The sequence below is a fragment of the Sorangium aterium genome (assembly GCF_028368935.1).
Taxonomy (GTDB): Bacteria; Myxococcota_A; Polyangia; order Polyangiales; family Polyangiaceae; genus Sorangium; species Sorangium atrum.
The window spans coordinates 259,094-281,842 of sequence record NZ_JAQNDK010000007.1; the positions used below are offsets into that span (position 1 = coordinate 259,094).

Annotated in this window: 18 protein-coding genes; 9 read left to right on the top strand and 9 right to left on the bottom strand. The window is 68.3% G+C overall.

Features of this window, described 5'->3' with window-relative positions:
- Positions 1–302 precede the first annotated feature (302 nt).
- Positions 303–1,817 carry a cytochrome B6 gene (locus POL72_RS48855; RefSeq protein ID WP_272104156.1) on the top strand — a complete coding sequence of 505 codons (1,515 nt, stop codon included), beginning with the start codon at positions 303–305 and terminating at the stop codon, positions 1,815–1,817.
- Between the two features lie 12 nt (positions 1,818–1,829).
- On the opposite strand, the gene POL72_RS48860 is transcribed toward POL72_RS48855, so the two are convergent.
- The gene (locus POL72_RS48860; RefSeq protein ID WP_272104158.1) at positions 1,830–2,606 is read right to left on the bottom strand and encodes a TetR/AcrR family transcriptional regulator; all 777 of its coding nucleotides are present in this window, start codon (positions 2,604–2,606) and stop codon (positions 1,830–1,832) included.
- 97 nt (positions 2,607–2,703) lie between these two features.
- Here POL72_RS48860 and POL72_RS48865 point away from each other — a divergent pair, with 97 nt between their 5' ends.
- On the top strand, positions 2,704–4,296 hold the full coding sequence (locus tag POL72_RS48865) for an FAD-dependent monooxygenase (RefSeq protein ID WP_272104160.1): 1,593 nt from the start codon (positions 2,704–2,706) through the stop codon (positions 4,294–4,296).
- An 83-nt stretch (positions 4,297–4,379) separates the two neighbouring features.
- On the opposite strand, the gene POL72_RS48870 is transcribed toward POL72_RS48865, so the two are convergent.
- A complete protein-coding gene (locus tag POL72_RS48870) occupies positions 4,380–5,534 on the bottom strand; it encodes an adenylate/guanylate cyclase domain-containing protein (RefSeq protein ID WP_272104162.1) in 1,155 nt (384 codons plus the stop codon).
- A gap of 347 nt (positions 5,535–5,881) precedes the next feature.
- The gene (locus tag POL72_RS48875) at positions 5,882–6,889 is read right to left on the bottom strand and encodes an SGNH/GDSL hydrolase family protein (protein ID WP_272104164.1); all 1,008 of its coding nucleotides are present in this window, start codon (positions 6,887–6,889) and stop codon (positions 5,882–5,884) included.
- 310 nt (positions 6,890–7,199) lie between these two features.
- On the opposite strand from POL72_RS48875, the gene POL72_RS48880 reads away from it, so the two are divergent.
- The gene (locus tag POL72_RS48880) at positions 7,200–8,075 is read left to right on the top strand and encodes a helix-turn-helix domain-containing protein (protein ID WP_272104165.1); all 876 of its coding nucleotides are present in this window, start codon (positions 7,200–7,202) and stop codon (positions 8,073–8,075) included.
- A 125-nt stretch (positions 8,076–8,200) separates the two neighbouring features.
- Here POL72_RS48880 and POL72_RS48885 read toward each other — a convergent pair whose 3' ends face one another.
- The 4 genes from POL72_RS48885 to POL72_RS48900 all read right to left on the bottom strand — a co-directional run bounded on the left by POL72_RS48885 (position 8,201) and on the right by POL72_RS48900 (position 15,043).
- On the bottom strand, positions 8,201–9,331 hold the full coding sequence (locus tag POL72_RS48885) for a polysaccharide deacetylase family protein (RefSeq protein WP_272104167.1): 1,131 nt from the start codon (positions 9,329–9,331) through the stop codon (positions 8,201–8,203).
- Positions 9,332–9,398: 67 nt separating this feature from the next.
- Complete coding sequence (locus POL72_RS48890) at positions 9,399–10,724, bottom strand: glycosyltransferase (protein WP_272104169.1); 1,326 nt, start codon at positions 10,722–10,724, stop codon at positions 9,399–9,401.
- 751 nt (positions 10,725–11,475) lie between these two features.
- Entirely contained in the window at positions 11,476–11,883 is a 408-nt protein-coding gene (locus POL72_RS48895; protein WP_272104171.1) for a hypothetical protein, read from the bottom strand.
- A gap of 1,054 nt (positions 11,884–12,937) precedes the next feature.
- Positions 12,938–15,043, bottom strand: a complete 2,106-nt coding sequence (locus POL72_RS48900; RefSeq protein ID WP_272104172.1) for a DnaJ-like cysteine-rich domain-containing protein — start codon at positions 15,041–15,043, stop codon at positions 12,938–12,940.
- Between the two features lie 284 nt (positions 15,044–15,327).
- Here POL72_RS48900 and POL72_RS48905 point away from each other — a divergent pair, with 284 nt between their 5' ends.
- The 5 genes from POL72_RS48905 to POL72_RS48925 all read left to right on the top strand — a co-directional run bounded on the left by POL72_RS48905 (position 15,328) and on the right by POL72_RS48925 (position 19,361).
- Entirely contained in the window at positions 15,328–15,840 is a 513-nt protein-coding gene (locus POL72_RS48905) for a peptidase associated/transthyretin-like domain-containing protein (RefSeq protein WP_272104173.1), read from the top strand.
- 4 nt (positions 15,841–15,844) lie between these two features.
- Positions 15,845–16,195, top strand: a complete 351-nt coding sequence (gene hxsD / locus POL72_RS48910) for a His-Xaa-Ser system protein HxsD (protein ID WP_272104175.1) — start codon at positions 15,845–15,847, stop codon at positions 16,193–16,195.
- A gap of 4 nt (positions 16,196–16,199) precedes the next feature.
- Complete coding sequence (hxsB, locus tag POL72_RS48915; protein WP_272104177.1) at positions 16,200–17,648, top strand: His-Xaa-Ser system radical SAM maturase HxsB; 1,449 nt, start codon at positions 16,200–16,202, stop codon at positions 17,646–17,648.
- Positions 17,649–17,652: 4 nt separating this feature from the next.
- The gene (gene hxsC, locus POL72_RS48920) at positions 17,653–18,807 is read left to right on the top strand and encodes a His-Xaa-Ser system radical SAM maturase HxsC (protein WP_272104178.1); all 1,155 of its coding nucleotides are present in this window, start codon (positions 17,653–17,655) and stop codon (positions 18,805–18,807) included.
- 74 nt (positions 18,808–18,881) lie between these two features.
- Complete coding sequence (locus POL72_RS48925; protein WP_272104179.1) at positions 18,882–19,361, top strand: GNAT family N-acetyltransferase; 480 nt, start codon at positions 18,882–18,884, stop codon at positions 19,359–19,361.
- Positions 19,362–19,478: 117 nt separating this feature from the next.
- Here the strand turns inward: POL72_RS48925 and POL72_RS48930 are convergent, their stop codons facing one another.
- Both POL72_RS48930 and POL72_RS48935 read right to left on the bottom strand, forming a co-directional pair.
- Positions 19,479–20,552: a cyclase family protein gene (locus POL72_RS48930; protein WP_272104181.1), complete on the bottom strand. Its 1,074-nt coding sequence runs from the start codon at positions 20,550–20,552 to the stop codon at positions 19,479–19,481.
- 326 nt (positions 20,553–20,878) lie between these two features.
- The gene (locus POL72_RS48935) at positions 20,879–22,162 is read right to left on the bottom strand and encodes a PAS domain-containing protein (protein ID WP_272104183.1); all 1,284 of its coding nucleotides are present in this window, start codon (positions 22,160–22,162) and stop codon (positions 20,879–20,881) included.
- Positions 22,163–22,312: 150 nt separating this feature from the next.
- Between POL72_RS48935 and POL72_RS48940 the strand changes: the two genes are divergently transcribed.
- Positions 22,313–22,714, top strand: coding sequence for a hypothetical protein (locus POL72_RS48940; RefSeq protein WP_272104184.1), 402 nt, complete (start codon positions 22,313–22,315; stop codon positions 22,712–22,714).
- Positions 22,715–22,749 lie beyond the last annotated feature (35 nt).

Consider the following 22,749-nt stretch of genomic DNA (forward strand, 5'->3'; position numbering starts at 1 on the left):
TCGTGAGGTCCGTGGGCAGGGCGACCCGCGATGGCGCGAGGCGTGCTCGTTTGCCGATCCGAGCGAGGAGGCACGATCTCCCGCGCAATTTGCCCCGCTCCGCGCCTGATCAGGGACGGAGCGCACGGCGGGCGCGCCCCTGGCACAGGAGTCGCCTGCGGGCGGAACTGCTCATGGCGCCTCGGCAGTTGTGCCCGGCGAGCCGCCATTCGTGTGCACCGGGCGGGAGCTCCGCGCGCCGAGAGGCGGGGCGCTCGGCCGGCCATTTCTGACGACGTACCCCTCGTGAAGGAGCCTCTCTTATGCCTGTGAAGAGAATGGATGTCACGTGCATGGTCGCGTGCACTGCGGCGCTCTCCCTCGGCCTCGTGCACTGCGCCTCGACGCCGGGGGCGGGACCTCTGGAGCCCGTCAGCACGCGCGACGCGCCGCCGGGGACGCCCGAGGCGGTCGCGCCGACGGGCCCGAGGGCGCCCATGAACGCGAATCCGCCGCCCGGCCCCGCCACGCCGCGCACGAGCTACCTGCCGGTCGTCGACAAGGAGCCGTTCGCCGAGCTGGTCGCCCGGATGAAGGCCGACAAGCCCGCGGTGATGAAGCGCCACCAGACGCTGCTCGAAGCGCGGTACGACCTCGCCAACCGCCCTGCGCCGGGGGTCACCATGTCGCGCGGCAAGCCCGTCCAGGGCGGCGTCCGGGTGAAGCTCGAGAAGGGGACGACGTGGGAGTCGCTGGCGGCGCTCACGCCCGACGCCATCCGGGACCAGGGGCTCTGGCCGCAGGGCTTCCTGCCGCTGCCCCACCCGAACCAGCCGGAAGGCGGGATGGTCTTCCCGAAGCTCCAGATCGACGAGCTGAAGCGCCAGACCGGGCGCGATCTCACGCGCTTCGATCTCGACTTCGATCTTCCGGATCACCTCATCTCCGAGTTCCCGGCGCCGATCTACCTCACGACGCGGCCTGATCTCGGCGACGTCTCCAAGGGGCAGCTCGTCACCATCGACAACTTCTACGAGCTCTTCAACGGCATCCTGAACCCGAAGCAGCTCGAGGGGCTCCGCCTGCTCGTCACGCCGTTCCCGCAGATGCAGTTCAACGCGACCTCGGACCGGCGCTCGGAGAAGGCGAGCCTCGGCGTCGCCTGCTTCGATTGCCACGCGAACGGGCACACGAACAACGCGACCCACCTCGTGGGCGACATCCGGCCGCAGGAGTTCCGTCACCGCGTCGACACCCCCACGCTGCGCGGCGTGAACATCCAGCGCCTCTTCGGCTCGCAGCGCGCGCTCAAGACCGTCGAGGACTTCACCGAGTTCGAGCAGCGAGCGGCGTACTTCGACGGCGACATCGTCATCGCCGTGAAGAAGGGCATCAACATCCTGGACCGAGGCCACCAGGTGCACGCGATGTCCGAGTTCCAGGAGATCCTCGACTTCCCCCCGGCGCCGAAGCTCGCGTTGAACGGGCGCCTCGACCCCGCGAAGGCCACGCCGGAGGAGCTCCGCGGAGAGGCCGTCTTCAACGGCAAGGGCCAGTGCGCGACGTGCCATGTCGCGCCGTACTACACGGACAACCTGATGCACAACCTGCGGGCGGAGCGCTTCTTCAAGCCCGTGCTCATCAACGGGCGGATGGCGACCGCGGACGGCCCCATCAAGACGTTCCCGCTGCGCGGCATCAAGGACAGCCCTCCCTACCTGCACGATGGGCGCCTGCTCACGCTGGAGGACACGGTGGAGTTCTTCAACCTCGTGCTCGGCACGAAGCTGACGGCGCAGGAGAAGGCCGACCTCACGGCGTTCCTCCGAGTGCTCTAGGAAGGCCGCGGCTTACCGCCGCTCGCGGAGGCCTCTTCCCGCTGCCGCTCCGCAGGAGAGGCGCGCCGCGATGCCGTCGAGCACGCAGTCGAGACCCCTGTCGAACGCGGCGTCGGCGGGCGGGTGGGTGGCGTCCTCGACCACCTTGGCGAGCGTCGGGAAGCGGCCGGTGGCGATCATCCGGCGGATGTACGCCTCCGACGCCCGCTGCCATTCGGTCTGATCCATGCCGCTCGCGACCTCCGCGCGCAGCTCGTTGGCCTCGGCGCGGATGGCGCCCATCACATAGGCGTTGACGGTCCCGACCGCCATCATGACGGCGTCGATGTCCTCGAAGCCCGGAGCGCCGCTCAGCGCGGCGAGCGAGGCCTCGAGGTGCGCGAGGGCGTTCGGGCCCAGGTGGGGGCGGCCGCCCAGCAGATCGATGAACCACCCGTGCTCCCTGGCGGCCCGACGGGTGCGGTGGGCGATCGTCCGGAGGGCCTCGCGCCAGTCGCCGGGGATCGGCCCTGCGGACGCCATCTCCCCGTACACCGCGTCCACCATGAGCTCGAGCAGCTCCTCCTTGGTGTCCAGGTAGCCGTAGAGGCGCATCGGGCCCGCGTCGAGCGACGCCCCGATCTTGCGCAGGGACACCGCGGCGAGGCCTTCCGCGTCGGCGAGCGCGATCGCGGCGCGCACGATCCGGTCTCTGCTCAGCGGCCCGGGAGCGGGACGGAGCGCCGGCTCCGGGCGCTCCCAGATGAGGGAGGCGCCGGTCGCGTGCGGTGTCTTCTGCCGTGCGGTCATCGCTCGCCTCGTCTTGTCCGCATCGGCACCCGGTTGACAACAAATCCGGATCGATACACTGTATCGTAGTGATACACTGTATCAAAGGACGGTTTTCATGCACATAGAATCGACGTCGGTGCTCGTGGTCGGGGGCAGCCTGGTCGGCCTGTCGGCCGCGGTGTTCCTGGCCTGGCGAGGGGTGCGCACGGTGCTGGTCGAGCGGCACGCTGGCAGCTCGCCGCATCCACGCGCGATCGGCTACACGCCGAGGACGCTGGAGCTCTATCGCGCGGTCGGGCTTGGACCGCACATCCCGCAGGTGCCGCCCGGCTTCCGGCTGCGCCGGGCTCGGGTCGAGAGCCTCGCGGGGAAGTGGTTCGAGGAGGTCCCGTGGACGCCCGGTGAGCAGGCGGCGCCCGCGATCGAGCGCTCGCCGTGCGCTGGCGCCGCGATCGCCCAGGATCGCCTCGAGCCCAGGCTTCGAGACAGGGCGATCGAGCTCGGCGCCGACGTGAGGCTCGGGACCGAGCTCACCCGCTTCGAGCAGGACCCGGGCGGCGTGACCGCCTGGCTGCGCGGGCGCGACGGGCGAGAGGTCGCGCTGCGCGCTTCCTACCTGGTGGCGGCGGACGGCCACCGCAGCGCGATCCGCGAGGCGCTCGGGATCGGCCGCGCCGGGCGAGGGCACATCAGGACGGCGCGCAGCGTCCTCTTCCGGGCTCCGCTCGAGGAGTACCTTCGAACGGGGGTCACGCAGTTCGCGATCGAGCAGCCGGGCTTCAGCGCGTTCCTCACCACGTACGGCGATGGCCGCTGGGTGCTGATCTTCTGGGATGACGAGGAGCGCGACGCGGCGACGTTGAGGGCGCTGATATCCAGGGCGATCGGCAGGCCGGACCTGGAAGTCGAGATCGTCACCACCGGGCGCTGGGAGATCAGCGCCCTCGTCGCGGATCGATTCACGTCCGGCAGGGTGTTCCTCGCCGGGGATGCCGCGCACACGCTGCCGCCCAACCGGGGTGGTTACGGCGCGAACACGGGCATCGAGGACGCCCACAACCTCGCGTGGAAGCTGTCAGCGGTCCTGTCGGGCGCGTCGACGCCGGAGCTGCTCGACACGTATGACGCCGAGCGGCGCCCGATCGCGTGGCTCCGGCACGATCAGATCTTCGCCCGGGAGGACTACAAGGCGCACGCGGGCGGGACCGCCGGAGGCGCGCCGATCATCGACGACGACGCCATGGAGCTCGGACAGCTGGTCCGATCGACGGCGGTGCTCGGCGCCGGCGACGGGCTCCCGCCGGCGTTGCGGCCCGAGCAATGGGCGGGTCAGCCCGGCACGCGCGCGCCGCACGCGTGGGTGGTGAGGGGTGGCGAGCGGCTGTCGACGCTCGATCTGCTCCAGCGACGCTGGGTGCTGCTCACCGAGGACGCGCGGTGGTGCCCCGCCGCAGCGCAGGTCGGCGAGCAGCTGGGCATCGAGCTCGAATGCGTCCGCATCGGCGCGGACGTGCTGCCATCCGATGAAGGGGCTTTCAGCAGGGCGTTTGGCCTCGGGGCCGGGGGAGCATCGCTGGTCCGCCCGGACGGCTACGTGGCGTGGCGCTCGGTCGACCTGCCCGAGGATCCGCGCGGCGCGCTCGCCGATGCCCTCGGGCGGGTATCGTCCGCCGCGCGCCGCGCCGGCGAGCTCGCCGCCCTCAAGTAGGTGTTCGTCGCCAGCGGGGTCGACCGACGAGGATGGTCACGATCGATTGGCCCGGAGCACCGGGCACGTAGACGGTGAACCGGTCACTTGACGTAGAAGGCTCGCACCGGCGCGGCCACGCCCTTCAGCCGGAGCTCGCCGGCGGCTTCCAGCGGTACGGCGCCGTCCAGCAGCTTCGCCGTGCTCTCGCCGATGAGGATACGGCCAGGCTCACTCGCCGTCTCGAGCCGCGCGGCGATGTTCACGGCAGGCCCGATGACGGTATAGTCCGAGTGCGCCAGCGACCCGAAATTGCCCACGACGGCGTCACCCGTGTTGATGCCAGCGCGGGCGACGAGGCGAACACCATCACCCAGGCTCGGCAGCGTGGCCTGAAGGTCGCGCGCGAGCGCGACGCAGCGACGCGCCTGCTCGGGCGGGTCGAGAAGATCGGGGGCTCCAAACACCATCATGACGGCATCCCCGACGAACTTGTCGACCGTGGCGCCGTGCGCGTGCGCCACGTCAGCCACCGTCGACAGGTACTGGTTGAGCAGCCGCCCGACGGCCTCGGCGCCGAGCCGCTCCGACAGCGATGTGAACCCCACGAGGTCGGTGAACATCACGGTCACCACCCGCCGCTCGGGCTCGGCGTCCATCCGCAGCTCTCCGTGCGCAGCGCGCTCGACGAGCGACGGCGGCAGGTAGCGTCGGAGGACGGACTCCGTGAGGTAGCGATGGAGCTTGGCGGTTTGATTCACCGCGTAGTTCGACGCGAAGAAAACCAGGAAGATGCCGGCGGACATGTCGGCCATCACGGCCGCCGCGGCCGCGGGCTCAGCATAGAAGAGGTGTGGAAAAGGCGGGCTGAACGATGGAGGCGACGGGATCACGCCGGTGAGCTCGAGGGTGCCCACGCCACAGTACAGACAGGAGCCGAGGACCGCAGTGAAGAGGCCGAACCGAAAGCCGAGGAAGATCCGGTACAGCGCGACGAACATCACGATGTACAGGGCCGCCGGCGACACCAGCGTTCCGGTGGCATGCATGACGAGCTGGTTCGACGCGAGCTCGGCGGTCAGCGTGGCATACGTCAGCGCGCGAGCGATGAACGAGGCGTCCCGCCCCGAGGCCCGCGTGACCGCCAACAAGGCCCCGTTCGCGACGATGAAGACCGCCAGCATGGCGAACCAGGCGGCCACGATGAAGCGCGCGTGCGCCGGGTGAGGAGCGCGCTCCGCAAATGTCGATAATGCCAATCCCGACGGCACCAGGATGGGTGCAGCGACAAGGAGCCTCACGCGAGCGGCGGTCCGGATCCGCTGGCGCGCTGTGCGCTGCGCGCCCGTGTCCGTCAGGAATTCGCGAAAGAACACGCGCACAGACGCGCCGAGATGGCCGGCCCCGCCGTGCTCCTGCATCTCACCGACCGAGGCGCGCACCGGACGAGCGTACACATCGCGCGCCGGCGCACGCAAGCGTGGTCGTCAATCGGCCGCTGTTGCGCCGTGCTCAGCGCGCGGGGACGGAATGCTCGTGGTGTCGGGCAATCGCGCCGCCGCGCTCCGAGCGGGGCGGCGGTCTCTCGATCGGGCCGGCGCCCAGCTCACCTCAGGTAGTCGGAGATCGCGTCGTACCAGACGCCCGCCATGCGGGCGTAGCCGGCCTTGTTGGGATGGACCCCGTCGCCGAGCTCGGACGTGGGGAAATCCTTGAACTGATCGACGAAGATGACGTGCGCGCCCTTGTTGGCGCGCTCCTGGACCACCCCGGGGACCTTGGCGTTGTACGTGCTGACCGCGTTTGCGCCGCTCGGGAAAGGAATGATGTTGCTCACGACGATCAGCGCGTCGGGCGCGCCGGCGATCAGCTCGTCGATGAGGGCGCCCAGGCGGGTGTCGGCGCCGTTCGGGCTTTGATACATGTCATTGGTGCCGGCATGGAGCAGCACGATGTGCGGCACGTCGCGGAGCGCCGGGGTCGGCACACGGTTGGCGATCTGCTGGATGGTCTCTCCGCTGATGCCCTCGTGATTGCGGGGGAACGGCTTGCCGTCGACCATCGCGGGGCCGTTCATCTGCTGCGTGCCCGTGAACGTGACCTCGTGGCCGTCTTGCGTGGCAAGGTGGAAGAGCTCGACCCGGTACCCGCCGTCGAAGCCGAGACCGAAGGTGATCGAGTCCCCGAGGGGCAGGATCTTGCAAGGGCCCGTCGCAGGGCAAGGCTGGAACCCTGTTTCGGGCGAGCCCCCGCTGCCGCTCGAGGTTTCCGCAGCGCTGCTGCTGCTGCTCGCGCCCCCAGCCCCTTCGGCGCTGCTCGAGCTGCTGGAAGATGCCTCGCCGCCCGAGCCGCTGGTCGCCGCCGTCGTCGTGCTGCCAGCTCCGCTCGTGGTCGAGGAGACGCCCGAGCCCTCGCCCGTGCTCGTCGTCTGGGGGCCGCCGGAGGAAGAAGAAGAAGCACCTCCTCCGGAGCCAGTCGAGTCATCGGACGACCCATCCGAAGCGCTGGAGCAGGCCATAGAGCCGACCAGGAGAAGGCCCACGAGCGGAATCCCGCGGGCAAAGGTGCCGAATGCGCCACGGCGGACGAGCAGCGGAGAGGTCGAGGTAGACATGTGAGCAGCGCTCCCGGTCAACGACCGAAGAAAATTGTGTTGTTGGCAGAGGGGACGGGGGCTCGGCGCAGCGCCGCACCACCCGCTCGGGCTCTGCGAGGAAGTGAAGGGAACGGTACGTGGCGCTCGCATCGACGTCGTTCAAATTCCCGGCGAACGTTTTCAGGATCCCGACGCGCGGGACCCGATCGGCCCAGCGCCAGCGCCAGCACCAGCGTGCAGCGGTGCGTGTGCGTTCACACGCCCAGCGCACGAGGGGCTTGACCCCCGTCTTCCTCGACGCCGACGATGCTCCTGGGCGACCCCACGCATGACCGCGGAGTTTTCAACGAAGTACGGGGCGGCTCTCACCGGATCGGACTGGGTGGGGCTGCCCCTCCGGATCGGGCACGTGCCCGAGAGCGGCCGGCTCGAGGGACTCTCGGCGGAGAGCGATGCGGTCCTGGTCTGGACGGGAGGCCCCTCGCAGGTCGACATCCGCTTCGCGGAGCCGAGCTCGGGCGAGGTCCGGGAGCATTCCTTCGAGCGGCTCTCGGGAATGATGGATCTCTTGCCGCGGAGGACCAGGCTGTACAGCGTCGCGTGGCGGGGGCGGCCCTCCGTGTGCACGTCGGTGAACTTCCCCGAAGCATCCATGTTGGCGCTCTGCGCGTCTCCGTCCGGCGTGCTGGTCCCGGAGCGGGAGCCGCGGTTCGGTCTGGTGGACGCCCATGTCGTCGACCTGGTCCATCGCCTGCAGGCGCAGGCCGCGGGCCAGGAGTACTTCGGGGCCGTCTACGTGCAGTCGCTCTGCCTGGCGCTGGCTTCCTACCTATCCGCGCGGTACGGAGCGGGATCAGGGGCGGAGATCTCGCTGCGCAACGCGAGCCTCTCGAGGAGCCAGCGCACCCAGATCGAAAAATTCGTGGACAGCGAGCTCTCCTCGAACTTCGGGCTGGTCGACCTGGCGGGGCTGGTGGGCTACTCGCCGGACCATTTCTCGCGCTTGTTCAAGAACGCCTTTCACCAGACTCCGCACCAGTACGTCATTTCACGCCGCATCGAGAGGGCGATGACCATGCTCCAGGACGAGCGGCTGTCCATCGCGGAGATCGCCCTGGAGTGCGGCTTCTCCAATCAGGGGCACCTCACGACGGCGTTCAAGCGCCGCACGGGAACGACGCCCGGCGCGTATCGTAAGAAGTGAGCGCCCGGCCGGGCTCCTCGGGCGCACGCGATCCACTCGCGGTGAGCAGCGCGTGGCGCTCCGGCGCACGCCGGCGGGGCTGCGCCGTCCGCGACCGCATGAGCGGCCGCGCGCGAGCTCCACGATCACTCGACCGGCGAGGCCGACGGGCGCTGGGCTTCGTCCTGAGATCCATCGAGCGTCGGGCCCGGATCGACCGGCGCCGCCGCGCCTCGCAGGGCGAGCTGCCGCTGCAGCACGTGCTTGGTCCGCAGGACGCCCGACACCGAGCGGATGAAGCTCCGGTGATCCGCGCCGAAGTCGATCCGGGGTACCGAGAACGGCGCGTCCGCAGAGCTACGGAATCCGTCGACGGTCGCATAGTCGCCAGGCCAGTTGGTCACGGCTCCCAGGAAGCCGAGCCGGCGAAGCGTCGCGCACTCGCGAGGACCGAAGTCCGTCCCCACATGCCCGTTCGGATAACAGAAGACGGGGACCGGGCGCCTGGCCTCGGCGCGCAGGCGCGCCCAGGACACGTGGATCTCGTGCTTCGATTGCGCGTCGCTCGTCCTGGAGAGCACCGGATGGGTGACGGTGTGCGGACCGAACGTGATGCCGCGCGCCTCGCACGCGCGGACGTCATCCCACGACATGGGCGCGTAACGCGCGGGAGGGCGCGCCGGGAGATCGACCTCGGCCGCGGCGGCGAGCCGCTCGATGGCGCGGAGCTTCTCGGTCTCGGGTACGCGCTTGCACCGCTCCATGAAGCGCCGCGCGAGCAGCGCCCGCGGGACGCCGTCGTCCAGGCGGATGACGTGGCGGAGGCCGTCCATCGTCACGCTGAGCTCGCGGCGCCGCGTCGTCTCGAACACGTGCTCCACGCGGTGCCACCAGCACCACAGATCGCCGTCCAGATAGCCGCTCACCACGAAGATGGTGGCCGGGCAATCGAACTCCGCGAAGATCGGCGCGGCGACCGTCGCCTGGTCGATCGTGCCGTCATCCATCGTGAAGGCGACGCCCCGGTCGATGGGCGGCTCCTCGCCCGCGAGGCTCCGGAACACCCGCTCGAGCGGCACGATCGGATACCGCTCGCGCCTCAGGAACTGCAGCGCGCGCCGGAGGGCCCGTGGATCGAGGCCCTCGATCCCGCGATCCGGGTCCGCGAGCCGATGCATCACGATGATGGTCGAATGTCCGTGCATCATCGGCGTGAATGGTCTCGTCGCCCACGGCGCGGCGAGGAGATCGGAGAGCCATCGCATTGCGTTCGACATGAGTCATCCCCCCTCGAGAGCGTTTGAAAGCAGCAGCGTCCGGTGACGGCGGCGCTCCGCCGCCTGATCAGCTCGCGGGCGGCGCCGGCGAGCGCGACGTCGGGTGCTCGTCGAGAGCTCGCCTGTCGTCGCGGCGCGGGGCGGCGGTGGTCGCGCGCGGCGCCTGGTTCGCGCCCCAGATCCGGGCGAGCACGGCGCTCGGGCGGACAGCGGCGACACGCTGCGAGCGCCGCAGGAGAAGCAGCGCGTACAGATCCATGTAGCGCTCGGCCATCCGGATGGCGGAGTGGCGCCGGAGCGCGAGCCTCCGGCCGCACCGGCCCATCTGCGCGGCGCGGGCCGGATTGGCGTGGAGCTCCGAGAGCCTTGCAGCGAGCGGCGCTACCTCGTCGGACGGCACGAGGTAGCCCGTCTCCCCGTGGACGAGCACGGTCGATACGCCGCCCACGTCGGTCGCAACGGCCGGAAGCCCAGCGGCCATCGCCTCGAGGAGCGCGAGCGGCAGGCCCTCCGACAGGGACGGCAGCGCGAACACGTCGAGCGCGGCGAGGAGCGCCGGCACGTCGTGGCGCTCCCCTGCGAACAGCACGCGCTCGGACACCCCGAGCTCGCGCGCGAGGGCGTCGAGCCGCCCGCGCTCGGCGCCCTCGCCGACGAGGAGCACCCGTCCGTTCCGGGGCAGCGACGTCGCGGCGGCGCGCACGAGCAAAGCGTGGTTCTTCACGGGAGAGAGGCGCCCCACGCTCCCGACGACCCAGGCGTCTCGCGGAATCGCGAGCTCGGCCCGCACCCGCGCCCTGGCCGCAGGATCCGGCGCGAACCGCGATAGATCGACGCCGTTCACCACGACATGCAGCTTCGGCGGGTCGACCTCGCGCCGGCCGAGGACGACCGCGGCGGTCGGCTGCGACACCGCGACATGGGCATCGACGAACGCAGACGCGGCGCGGCGCAGCCAGCGCCGTCCATGCATGTCCTGGGACACGCCGTGCTTCGTGTGGATGACCGGGACCCGGTGCAGCCATCCGGCGGGCGCCGCGTAGATGAGCGAAAGGTGGTTGTGCGCGTGGACGAGCATGACGCCCTTCGTCGCGAACAGCGCGGCGAGGCGGGCGGTGAGCGTCGCGTCGAACCCCGGGCATTTCGGCACGAGGCGCACCTCGACCCCGCGCCGCCGGAGCTGCTCCGCGCGCGGGCCGTCTGGATCCTCCGCGATCGCGACCGCCAGCACGTCATGGCCCGCGGCGCGCTGGGACGCGGCGAGATCGACGACCACCTGCTCGGCGCCGCCGGTCTGGAAGCTGCTCACCACGTGCGCGATGGCGAGCCGCCGCGAGGTCCGTGGATCCTTGAGAACACGAGCCTCGATACCGCGATAGGTCCGTACCTCCATACCCCGCTCCCCCCATCGAGTAGACTGCCAATCTTCAACTCGGCCGCTCATCGAGCGCCAGGCATGCCCCGCTGTCCTCCCGTCGCGCCGTGTTTCTCCGGTACGGAACACACCGTCCAAAACATCGCCGGAGCGAACCTGGGACGGATGGAGCCTCGACCTGGCGGAGCGACACGAGCGCTGCAACACGCCGCATGACTGCATTGCGGACGGCAGGGGCGCGACTCGAATCTACTATACGGCCAATTCGCGAACTGACAAGCACATCCCACAGCAAACGAGAAAACCGAAGTACAGGGGCTGTACAACCTCGAGAAGGACATGGCTCGCGGCGTCCAGGAGAGGTGATCCGTCCCTGTCTTCGACTGGCCACGTCCCTCGAGTGCGATACCTCACCGGCCCAGGAGGTCGCCGGGAGCCCGCGTGGGGGGCGCGGTCGCTGGCCCACAAAGTCGTTCGTTTTCGATGAGTTACAAAAATCGTCGCCGGCTGGTCACGAAAGGTGAGCCGCGTCTGGCTCGCCTGAGCACTGTAGAGGGCGTGCCGTGGCCCGCGCCGGGGGGCGACCTGGGATGGAGCATGGTTGGCAGCGGTGCGCCCTGCGGCGGCGCCGCGGGTGACTTCGGATCATCGTCTCCTCACGGATCATGCGACACCGCGATGGATATTGCCGGACGGAGGACACTTCGATGCAGATCGCAGACGGCGCAGCTGCGCGCCTCCTGGGGGGCTGCGCCGATCGCGACCCGCATCAACGGACGCGCGCCGGTGCTTCGCGGAGATAGTCGAGCAGCCGGGCTTCGTCGCTGCCGATCATCCGCTCGATGCCGTCCTCGCGGACATGGCGCTGGATCTGCAGCGCCCCCGCGGTCGTGCGCACGAGGATGGCGATGCGCCGGAAGCCGCCCATCACGACCGGCCGAATCCGCTGCATCGCCGCCTCGAACTGGGGATCATTCCGCCCCGCCGCCGCGCGCAGATCGATGAGCAGACACAGCCGATGGCGGTCGACCCGGTCGAGCGCGCGCCCCACCTCCATCCACAGCGCCTCGAACTGCGCGGCAGACTCGGTCGGCAGCGGGCTCCGCGTGACCCGCGCGATCTGCAAGACCGGGTCGATCGTCACCGTGTGGTGCGCGTTGCGGAGGAGCTCGAGCATGGCCAACGACCATTCTATCAGACCGGGAGCAGCGGAGCGAGCGAGCGGGCCGAGCACCCCGGGTGGAGCTGTCGAGTTCGCCGGCGTGGCCTGGTTGTTCCCTCGACGCCGCCGGAAGAGACGCCTTGGACACGTCCTGGAAACCTGCGGGGCGAGCCCAATCGCGTGAATCGCTCTGACGCGCAGTGGCAAATCCCGGACAGGAGCGGCAAGGGATGCGCTCGGCCGGCGCAGTCAGCTGTACGACGCTCGCTCGTGCCGTCCCTGCCGACGGATTGAACCGGGACCTGGGTCCACCTCGGCGTGGAACGCGACCCACAATGTGCGACGTGAGACCAGGGCGCGACGCGCTGCCAGGCGGACGAGGCGAAGGCCCTCTCCAGCCGCTCAGCGTCTGTTCCATGCGCTCTGACGCCGCATTGAACGCGATGCCACATGGGGCCATGGCGTGATGAATGCGGGTGAGCCTTGGCTTTGCGTGGAATGGTTCGGATCGAGGGGCTCGATGAGCTGTTTGCTTCTCCGCAGCGCCGGAGGCGCGAGGCGGTGGGGGAGCGCTTGAACGGATCTATCTCTCTCTCCCCTTCTCGCGTCGATGGACGGCCGCTGACTGCCTCGTCCATGCTTGCCACCCGCAACGGACCGCGCGGGAGGGCGCTCATGTACGTGAAAACCCAGCGATCTGCCTCCTGCTGCTCGCCTCGTGGCTGCTGTGGGTCACGGGTTGTGCTGTGTCGCGTGGGCGCTCGTCACCACGGAGCACCCGCAGGAGGCGCTTCCGCTGGCCACGAAGGCCGCGATGCTCGCCCCCTGGGACGCCTCGACCCTCGACACGTACGCCGCGAGCCTGTTCGCGCTCGGGCGCTGCCCCGACGCGCTCCGGGTACAGGCGCGCCGTCGACCTCATTCCCCGTCACGCGCATGGCTCCGGGCGCGCGCGCTGGCTCACCGACAAGCTGGGCGAATACCGAAGCTCCTGCGGGCAGGTCGCGAAGTCACCATGAAAGGGAGCCAAATCTGGCGTGCGGCGAGCGCGCTGAAGCGTTGGAGCCGCTCAGGGACTCGCCCTCCCGATGCGCAACTCCATCAACGTCGTGTCGTTCCACCGCGCCATCACCGGTGTGCTGCCCTCAACCCATGTTGAGACCGAGTGCGTCTTCGAGGAGGCCGCACGGGCGCGCAACGTCGCCTCGGGGCGACCCGTGGCCTGCGCGAGCAGCCGGCGGAGCCCCTCTTCGTTGCCGTAGAGGGACCGCACCCCCGGCGTTGCCCCGACCACGAAAAGGCCGGAGCAGACGCTTCCGACCTTCGCCGCGTACACCGACACGCCCTTCAGCTCGGGCCACCCGGAGCTTGCGGAGCCCGCATCCCGCTCGAGGAGCTCGTCCACCACGGGCACCGGTGCACCGATCAGGACCACCTTGCCGAGCTCGGCGCGCGCCCAGGCCGACGCTGCGTTTGCCTTTTCCTGAACCTCACTGTCGCCTCGAGCGGCCTTTTGCGCCGTCACAGCGAGCTTCGACAACGATCGAAGCCAGCGTACTCGGGCGAGGAGATCGCTCGCGGGGACCGTTCGGGTGTCGAGCTCTTCCGTCACCTTCCGCCGCGCGCTGTCGAGCATGGCCTCGCGCTCCGGAGAGCTGCGGGCCGCCTTGGCCCCCCTCGCTGCGGCGAACCGGCATATATCGTCGGAACAGGCGACTCCCTGCGCTTCGAACGCGCGCGCCTCGAGCTCGCCGCGCTCCGGGGCATCGGAGAGCTGCAACGACCAGCGTTTGAGCAGGTCGACGGCATCCGCAACGCGGTTCGCCGCGAGCGCTGCCTCGATTGCCTCGATGCGTGCATGCTGCGCGTTTGTCTTGGCCCGGCCTGCATGGCTGCCGTCCCGCGACGCGACCGCGTCCAGTTGGTCGAGACGCGCATCTCCAGAGAGCCGCTCCGCCTCTGCGAGACGGAGCTCGTCGATGGCGTCCGCTAACTTCTCGGAAGGCGCCGTAGCTTCGAGAGCCTCCGCGACGACCCGCGCACGGTCGAGATCTCCCGCGGTGACTGCATGCTGAAGCTCCTCCGTGCTTGGCCTACCAAAATAAGCGACCACGGGACAGAGCAGAAACGCCGCAGCGCTGATCACCGTCGTGACCTGCGCGATGATGCCAAGCGGCCAGAAGCGGACGCCGGGGCGAAGCGCGCGAAGCAGCCCTCCGACTCCTACGATCGCCGTGGCCATGCCGGTCAACGAGGAAAACGCGATGGCTCGGTTGACCGAGCGAAAATAACTGGTCGGGCCGAGAAGGGCCGACATGTAGCAGGCACCGCCGATGAGCAGCACCAACGAGGCGAGCCCCCAAAGCACCAGACGGCGACGGATAGGGCCCACGGCTGCTGGCGTCGAGGCCCCGGCGAGGCTCGCGCCGGACAGCACGACGGTCCCCTCGGCACCACACATCTCGTAGTGCACGTCGCGCCGGAGGACGCCAAGGCGGAGAAGTTGCTGCGCCCGGATCCGCTCGATCCGACGATCGAGCGCGGGCGTCTGTCTTCGCGCCGCAATGTCGTCCTCCGGCGAGAGTGTTCCTCGGGCGATGCTCCCCTCGGCCTCCACCGAGGCGAGCCGCACGAACGCCTCCAGGTCGGATGGCCCGAGGAACCGGTCCTCCAGCAGCTGAGGGTGTGCGTGCACGATGGGGCTGTCGGTGGAGAGCTGTACGACAACCCGCGCACTTTCTCGGTATGTCCACCAGACGAGCTGCCGGCCGCTCCCCGAGCAACCCACGCATGTGATCGTCCCCTTGGACAAGCATTCGCCGCACCCTACGGCGCCGCCGCCGCGACATACCGAGCAGTTGATGTACTTGCTTGACTTCTTGTAATGCTTCAGGACCTTCCCGCTGCCGGAGCAGTTCCCGCAGGGTTGCCTGCCGCTGCCCCTGCACGCTGGGCACGGGCCGATGCCGCTGCCGCTGCACGACGCGCAGCGATCGACATGTTCCGTACGCGTGCGCAGCTCCTCCATCGTGCCGCTGAAAGGATCGAGCGACGCAGGATCCTCAGGGCTCGCGCTGCGGCTCCTACGGTCGTGGGTGGGGATGCGCTGCGGGACGAGGTCGCGGCGGATCACCGTCGTCGCGACGCGCGTGATCACCTCGTCGCGCTCGCTCACGGAGGTGATCAATTCTTCGATCCGTCGGGGTGCACCAAACTCGGTGCGTGCCCATGCTCGCAGCGCAGCCGGCAGGTCGACGCTCGCGGTCGGGCTGCCGTTCTCCTCGTCTCGGTACGGCGTTGGAGCCATCCCGTGGAAGCGTACCTTATATCCAGGCGATCCGTGTAGAGCCCACGAGCCCCCTTACGACTTGCCGCCGCACCGGCCTCATCGGAGCACGCTCGCGCCACCAGCTACGTGGCCGTCTTGACTCCGCGGCCTTACCCCGAGGATACTGCGGTGTGCCTCCGCGGTCCCCCCTCGTCGCCCTCGGAACGGCCGTCATGGCGATCATCCAGGGAGCGACATCGTCGAACACGCTCGTCCCGAGTGCGCTCGCGCAGGCGCCTCGAAGGCCCGACGACGACGGCGACGACGACCCGCTGCTGCTCACCGCGCCCGGCATCCAGCAGCCGATGTACCTCGCCCATCGCTCCCATCGCTCCCATCAGTCGCATCGATCTCACAGCAGCCACTACTCCGGCGGTCACGGGTCGGGCTGGAGGGGGTCGTACGAGGAGCCTGCACCTGAGCCTCCGCCCCCACCGCCGAAGCCGGCCGTCGTGTCGCTCGTGGCCTATCCTGGTGGGAGGATCTTCGTGGATGGAAAGCTCGTGGGCACGGACTCTACGGCGACGCTCGTCCTGGCGTCGGGCACACACGAGGTCCGCGTGGTGAACCAATTCGTTGGCGACACGAACACCCGCATTTTTCTGTCCGAGGGGCAGACAGGCATGATCGTGATCCAGTGGTAGTCGCATGAAGACCACGAGGGCCGATACAGGTGCGCCGTTCGCCTTCCGAGATGGACGTATCGCGTTCACCGTCGATCTCCGTGCTTACCGCCTTGCGGCCGTGCAGAAAGCCGCCTACCGGATGGCCGCGAAGTGCACCGCCGTGATTGGCCAGATCGATGATCACTCGCTCGACGTTACGCTCGCCTTTCCGCCTGCGACCGGCGAGCAGGCAGCGCTCGAAGTAGCGAGGGTCTTCTTTCAGGAGCTGCTGGATCAAGAGCTTCGGGAGAAGGTCGGGGAAGAGACAGTATCGCTTCGGACGCTCATCCTCGCGCATGCCTTCTCTCGCGCGCGCATTCCTCCTCGAGGATGACATCGTGCATCCAGTCTTTCAGCCGAGGAGCGCTTACGCACCACGCGCGGGATATTGCCTCCTGCCTCTCAGACTCGGCCATCTTGACGGAAATACCTACATCGTAACGAACGACGTCGGAGAGTACGTTCGCCTTGAGCGCGACGAGCTCGTCGCGTTCGTCGAGCGGAGGCTCGCGAAGGACACGAACGCGTATAGAACGCTGAAATCCCGCCACTTTCTCTATGAAGATGACTCTTCTGTTGCCTTTGATCTGCTGGCGTTGAAGTACAGGAGCCGCGTGGATCGTATCGCGGAGTTCACGGGGCTCCACATCTTCGTCGTCACGCTGCGGTGCGATCACTCATGCCAGTATTGCCAGGTTTCCAGGCAATCAGAGGACGTCACCCAGTACGACATGACGGAGGCGCACGCCGACAAGGCGCTGGACCTCGTCTTTCGGAGCCCGAGCGAGCGCATCAAGATCGAGTTTCAGGGGGGCGAGCCGCTCCTTAATTTCCCCTTGGTCTGTCGCATCGTGGAGCGCGCGCAGGAGCTTAATCAGCGCCATCGACGCGATCTCCAGTTCGTGATCACCTCCAACCTGTCGCGCCTGTCAGACGACGTCTTGTCCTTTTGCCACGAGCACGGCGTGTACTTGTCAACCTCGCTGGACGGGCCGGCCGACTTGCACGATTCCCAGCGGCCAACGCGCGGGGGCGGCAGCTACCAGAAGACGATTGATGGGATTCACAGGGCGCGTGAGGTCCTCGGACCGGACCGGGTCTCGGCGCTCATGACGACAACGCCGAGGAGTTTGCATCGCGTTCACGAGATTATTGACGAGTACGTGCGTCTCGGATTCCACGGCATTTTTCTTCGAAGCCTGAGCCCGTACGGATTCGCAACGCGGAGCCTCGTCAAGCGATATGGTGTTGAAGACTGGCTCGATTTCTACAAGCGTGGCCTTTCGCACATCCTGCGAATCAATGCTGGAGGCTACCTTTTGCGGGAGGACTACACGACCATCCTGCTTCAGAAGATATTTTCTCCCCTGGGCTCTGCATACGTCGATCTACAGTCCCCAGCGGGCATCGGGATTGGGGCGCTCGTGTACAACTACGACGGGGCGGTGTACGCCTCGGACGAGGGGCGCATGCTGGCCGAGATGGGCGACCAGACCTTCCGCTTGGGACACGTCGATCAGGAGGACTACGAGGCCCTGATGACATCTGAAGCACTCCTCTCGTCGCTGAGCGACACCATGCTCGAGGGTAGCCCCATGTGCGCCGATTGTCCTTTCCTTCCCTATTGCGGCGCGGACCCTGTATTCCACCGGGCAACGCAGGGCGATGCCGTTGGGCACAAGGCATTCAGCTCGTTCTGTGCGAAACAGATGGGCGTATTGCGGCACCTCATCGGGCTCCTCGAGACCGACGCTGAAGCGCGGGACATCCTGCTGCGCTGGGTGTGAACTCATGTTGGTGAAGCTATCGGCGCGAGGCTTGCGAGCATTGTCTTCGACGTCGCACACGCCGTTTATCGCGCGGGTCTCGGAAGATCTTGCGCTTTCCGAGCCGGAGCGAGCGAACAACCTGCTTCTACTGTCTGCTGACGCGCCTGAGTTGCCGCTGGGCTTTCGAGGATACCTCCTGCGCCGAGGGATGGGAATTGCGGATCGGAAGGACGTTTATCTCCTCGGTTCGGAGCACCATTACCTGCGGAATGGGGACGTGGTGCGGATTGACCCCGCGCGGGGCTCGGTCTCGGCGCTTTACAGAGCGGCCTCCCGGTCGAACACGTTCCTCGTTACCGAGCGTTGTGATAACTTTTGCCTGATGTGCTCTCAGCCGCCCAAAGATCACGACGACAGCTGGCTCGTGGACGATCTCGAGCAGGCTATCCCGTTGATTTCCTCGGAGGCCACAGAGATCGGGATCACTGGCGGTGAACCAGCTCTTCTCGGTGAGCGGCTCGTCCAGCTTCTCGTGCTTCTCCGCCGATGCCTGCCTCGCACGAGCGTGCATGTGCTCTCCAACGGTCGGAGGTTCGCCGACGGCGGCTTTGCGCGTTGCATAGGTGACGTGAAGCATCCGGACCTGATGTTCGGCATCCCGCTCTACTCGGATCTACCGGAGGAGCACGATTATGTCGTGCAGGCCAGGGGAGCCTTCGACGAGACGGTGCGGGGGATCTTGAACCTGAAGCGGCGACGTGTTCGCGTGGAGCTGCGGTTTGTGATCCATCGCGAGACTGTCGTGCGGATGCCCGAGTTCGCACGGTTCGTTGCGAGGAACCTGACCTTCGTGGATCACGTTGCGTTCATGGGCCTCGAGCCCGTGGGGTTCGCAAAGGCCAATCTCGAGGCGCTGTGGATTGATCCGGTTGACTACCAGAGCGCCCTTGGCGAGGCCGTCATGACGCTGGAACGGGCCGGATTGATGACGTCGATCTACAATCATCAGCTATGTGCTCTGGACCCGAGGCTACATCGGTTTGCGCGAAAGAGCATTTCGGACTGGAAGAACGTCTACCTCGAAGCGTGCGAAGGATGCCGTCGGAAGGACGACTGCGGTGGCTTCTTTGCGTCTGCCACGGTGAAGCGCAGCAGGGGCATCGTTGCCTACACTTGATGCGCGGGCGGACTTCCTCGAGCGCCGGGTCATGGTCCGCTCATCGGCCGGGCAGGCGAAAGTAGGATCTACCGATGACCGACTTGCTCGTCGCCCTGCGGCCGCTCGATGCCACCGAGCTCGATGCGTTCGTCGAGCTCGTGATCTCTTCGTACGCGGGCGAGCGCGCGAGCGCCGTGGACGCCCGACCTCCGGACGCGCAGCGCAACGCGCGCTCCCAGGTGGAGGCGCTCCTGCCGCAAGGGCTCGGCACCCCCGACCACCACCTCTATTCGGTGCTGGAAGGGAATGCCGTGGTCGGGCACCTCTGGATCGGGATCACCAGCGTGGACGGGTTTCGAAGCGCGTTCATCTACGATATTCATCTGCGTGAGGACGCCCGCGGCCGAGGCCTCGGGCGCCGGGTCATGGTCCTCGCCGAGGAGGCCGCCTGCGGGCTGGGCGCGCGGGATATCGAGCTCCACGTCTTCGCGCAGAACACGCGGGCGCGGCGGCTCTATGAGTCGCTCGGCTACCGGATCACGAGCCTGAGCATGAGAAAGCGCCTCGGTTGACGTCTGCGCGGCGTGGCTGAGGGCGCTTCTGGCCCCCTGAAGAGAGAGCTCGAACGACAGAGGCCCAGAGGAGACTGGCGACACTGGGGCGCGCGCGGCCCCGGCGCGCCGATCCGCTCACCGGATCGCGAGCGGGATCCCCGGTGAGCCGGACGCGCCCCGGAGGGGCAGCGGGCTGTAGACGTAGAAGAACTCGTAGGGGCTCTTGTGGCCGTGGGGATGCTGCTGGAGCTCCGCGGCCAGATCCGCGGCCAGCTCCGAGAGCACCATCACCTCGTGCATGAAGATTCCGCTCTTCACCAGCAGGTGATGGTGCACCGGGAAGACCACCCCCGGCGCCACCGGAGGCTTCGGCGGGGTGACCTCGATGCCGAAATTGTCCGACCCGACGCAGGCGATGCCCTTCGATGAGAGCCACTTCGCGACCTCGAGCCCGATCCCCGGCTGGGCCAACCCCACGCCCGGCTGCGTGTAATACCCCTCGGTGCCGAGCTCCCAGTTCTCCTCCCAGCCCGTGAAGATCAGCACGACGTCGCCGACGCCGATGTCGCGCGCGTCCATTTTCTGCGCGCGCAGCGTCTGCATCACCATGGGCAGCGTGATCTCCTGGCCGAACGCGAGCGTCTGCCCGCCGTTCGCGTAGCGCTTGACGTCGAGGAGCACGCCGCGCGTGACGAGCGGTTTCACATGCTCGACGCCGAGGTGCGCGAGCCCGTCTTCCGTGAGGATCTCGGCGCCAGTGAACTGGTTGTAGAAGAGCGCGTCGGCCGGGTCCGTGCTCCCGGGCGGGATGTAGCCGAAATGGCCCAGCGCGTCGAACTCCGTCCCCATCTGGCCGAACTCCCCGTGCATCACCTCGGAGTTCGTGACCTGCTGCTGGATCACCGCGGTCGGCCCGGCCTCCATCGAGAGCCCCTGGTTGCCCGGGAACGTCGGCATCCCCGGCTCGTAGACGTGACCCAGGCGGTAGACCTTGCCCTCCTTGATCAGGCGCTTGCCCTCCAGGACCTTGTCCGGCGTCTGCGTGTTGGAGGCGCCCGCCTCGTCGTCAGGGCCCCAGGGCGAGGGACCGGGCATCGGATCGTAACTCTGCAGCATCGGCACGCCGCGGGCCAGCGCCGCCCCCGCGACCAGGCTGACGGCCATGGTCACCACGATCGCGCCACGTAACGGCATCACTCCAGGCTTCATAGGCAACCTCCTGGGTCACATCGCACGTTGTACCGACAGCGCCCCGCGTTCCGTTATGGGCGCGGGCGCATGTCATCACCAGAGCGACGGTCACCCGCTTCGGATACGGGCCCACCTCGACGTTTTCGGTGCTCAGCGCACCGGAGTGCGCTTGCGCGCCGAAAACGCCGATCTGGGCCCGTCTCCTGTGCGGGAGACCGCCGCTCTAGGATACACCGTCAGGGGCGTAAGAATACTGCTCTTCCGATCCTCGCGGGCTCCGCCAATGCTGTGAAGGCCTTGTGCGTAGCGGCGTACACCCGGCCTCTCGGTGGGAGCGCGCTCGGTTACCGGCGGAGCCGGCGTCCGAGCGCGTAGGCAATGCCGCTCTCCAGGGTCCCTGTGGTCACGATGCCGCTCAGATCGGCGCCCATCGTCGTGAGCGTCTGCGCGATCTGCGGCTTGATCCCGGTGAGCACGACCCGGGTGCCGAGCAGCCCCGCGGCCCGGGCCGCGTCGACCAAGGATTGCGCCACCCGCTCGTCGACGATCTTCACCCCGGTGATGTCGAGGATGGCGATCTTGGCCTGCCGGTCGGCGATCCCTTCAAGCAACGTCGTCAGGATCTGCTCGGCGCGCGCGGGGTCGACGCTCCCGACGATCGGCATCGCGACGACGCCGCGCGCCAGCGGCAGGAGCGGCGTGATGAGCTCCTGGATCGTCGCCTGCTGTATCTCGATGAGCTGACGCTGCATCTCCGCGCGCTCGGCCTCGGCCTGCTTCGTTCGGCTGATGTCCACCGAGACCGTCCCGACCGCGTAGATCTTCCCCTCGGCGTCGCGGATGGGGAACTTGGTCGACAGGTAGGTGCGCGGACCGCTCGGGAAGACGAGCACGTGCTCGGATGCGCCCGGGCGTCCGGCGGCCGCTACCTCTTCATTGGCTTTTCGTATCGAGGCGGCCGCCGGCGCCGGGAGAATGTCGTAGACGACCCGCCCGAGCAATTCCTCGCGGCTCATCCTGTAAAAGGACTCGATCTCGCGGTTCACGAGGAGGAGGCGGCCCGCGGCGTCCACCGCGACCATCATCGACGGCGTGTATTCGAGGAACGCATGGAGCAGGCTCTCACTCCGCTCGAGCATCTGCTCCGTATGCTTGTGCGCGGTGATATCGTGCGCCGATCCCAGCATCCGGCGCCCCGGTCCCTCGGGATCGCGGCCGAGCGCGACGCCTCGCTCGAGGAACCATCGCCAGCCGCCGTCACGACCACGCACACGGTACTCCACCGTCGCCTGCTCTCCGCTCTCCGAGGCGGCCACGCGAGCCCTGTACTCCTCGATGCGACCGATATCGTCCGGATGGACTGTCGGGGACAGGCCGTCACCGCGGGGCGGGCCTTCGGCCGCTCCGCAGCCCCCTCCGACGAGGTCCGCGAGCTCCCGGTTACGATAGATGTACCGCCCCTCATCGAGATCGAGCACGTAAACGAGGCTGGGCAGCGCGTCGAGCAAGCGCTCCGGGAAGCTGCGGTCGGCCCCCTCCAGCTCGGCGACCCGGGAGCGCAGGCGCTGCACTTCCTTCTGCAATGCGTCCAGGTCCGCCTCGAGCGCCACGGTCTTCTGCGCGTCCATCGGTGTCCCAGGGGATGTTATCCCAGCCGCAGGCTGAGGTGGGTCACAATTTTCCTGTGTATCCAATGTCTGCCCGTCAGCGCCCCTGGCGCGCAGGGCGCACGGCCCCCTGAGCTTCTCTCCGGGCCGGCGCTGCGCTAGTGGGACAGCATGCACAGCGTCTTGGAGGCGTTCAAGGCCTGCGGGTGGGCAGCGTGGCTCGCCCTCCTTGCCGGGACGGCCGGCATCGCGACCGGCCTTGTGGGGGCGGCGATGCTGGCGACGAAGGCGCGCGGCTTTGCCTGGATCCCGGGCGCTGTCGCCGTGCTGCTGGGGCTCAGCGCCGTGTCGGTCGGGCTGCTCGGCCGCTCCATGGGGCTCGCCCGCGTGGACGAGGCGCTCGGCTATCCCGGCGTCGAGATCGACGCCACGCAGCGCGAGATGATCCGGCGCGTCGGCACGGAGGAGGCCAATCAGTGCGTGACGATCGGCGCCTCGATGGGCGCCCTGCCGTTCGTGATCGGCGCGGCCGCGGTCGGGATCGGGCTCGCGCTCGGCAAGAAGCCGGCTTGATGGATTCAGGGCGCCAAGCAGATTGGCTCACGCGC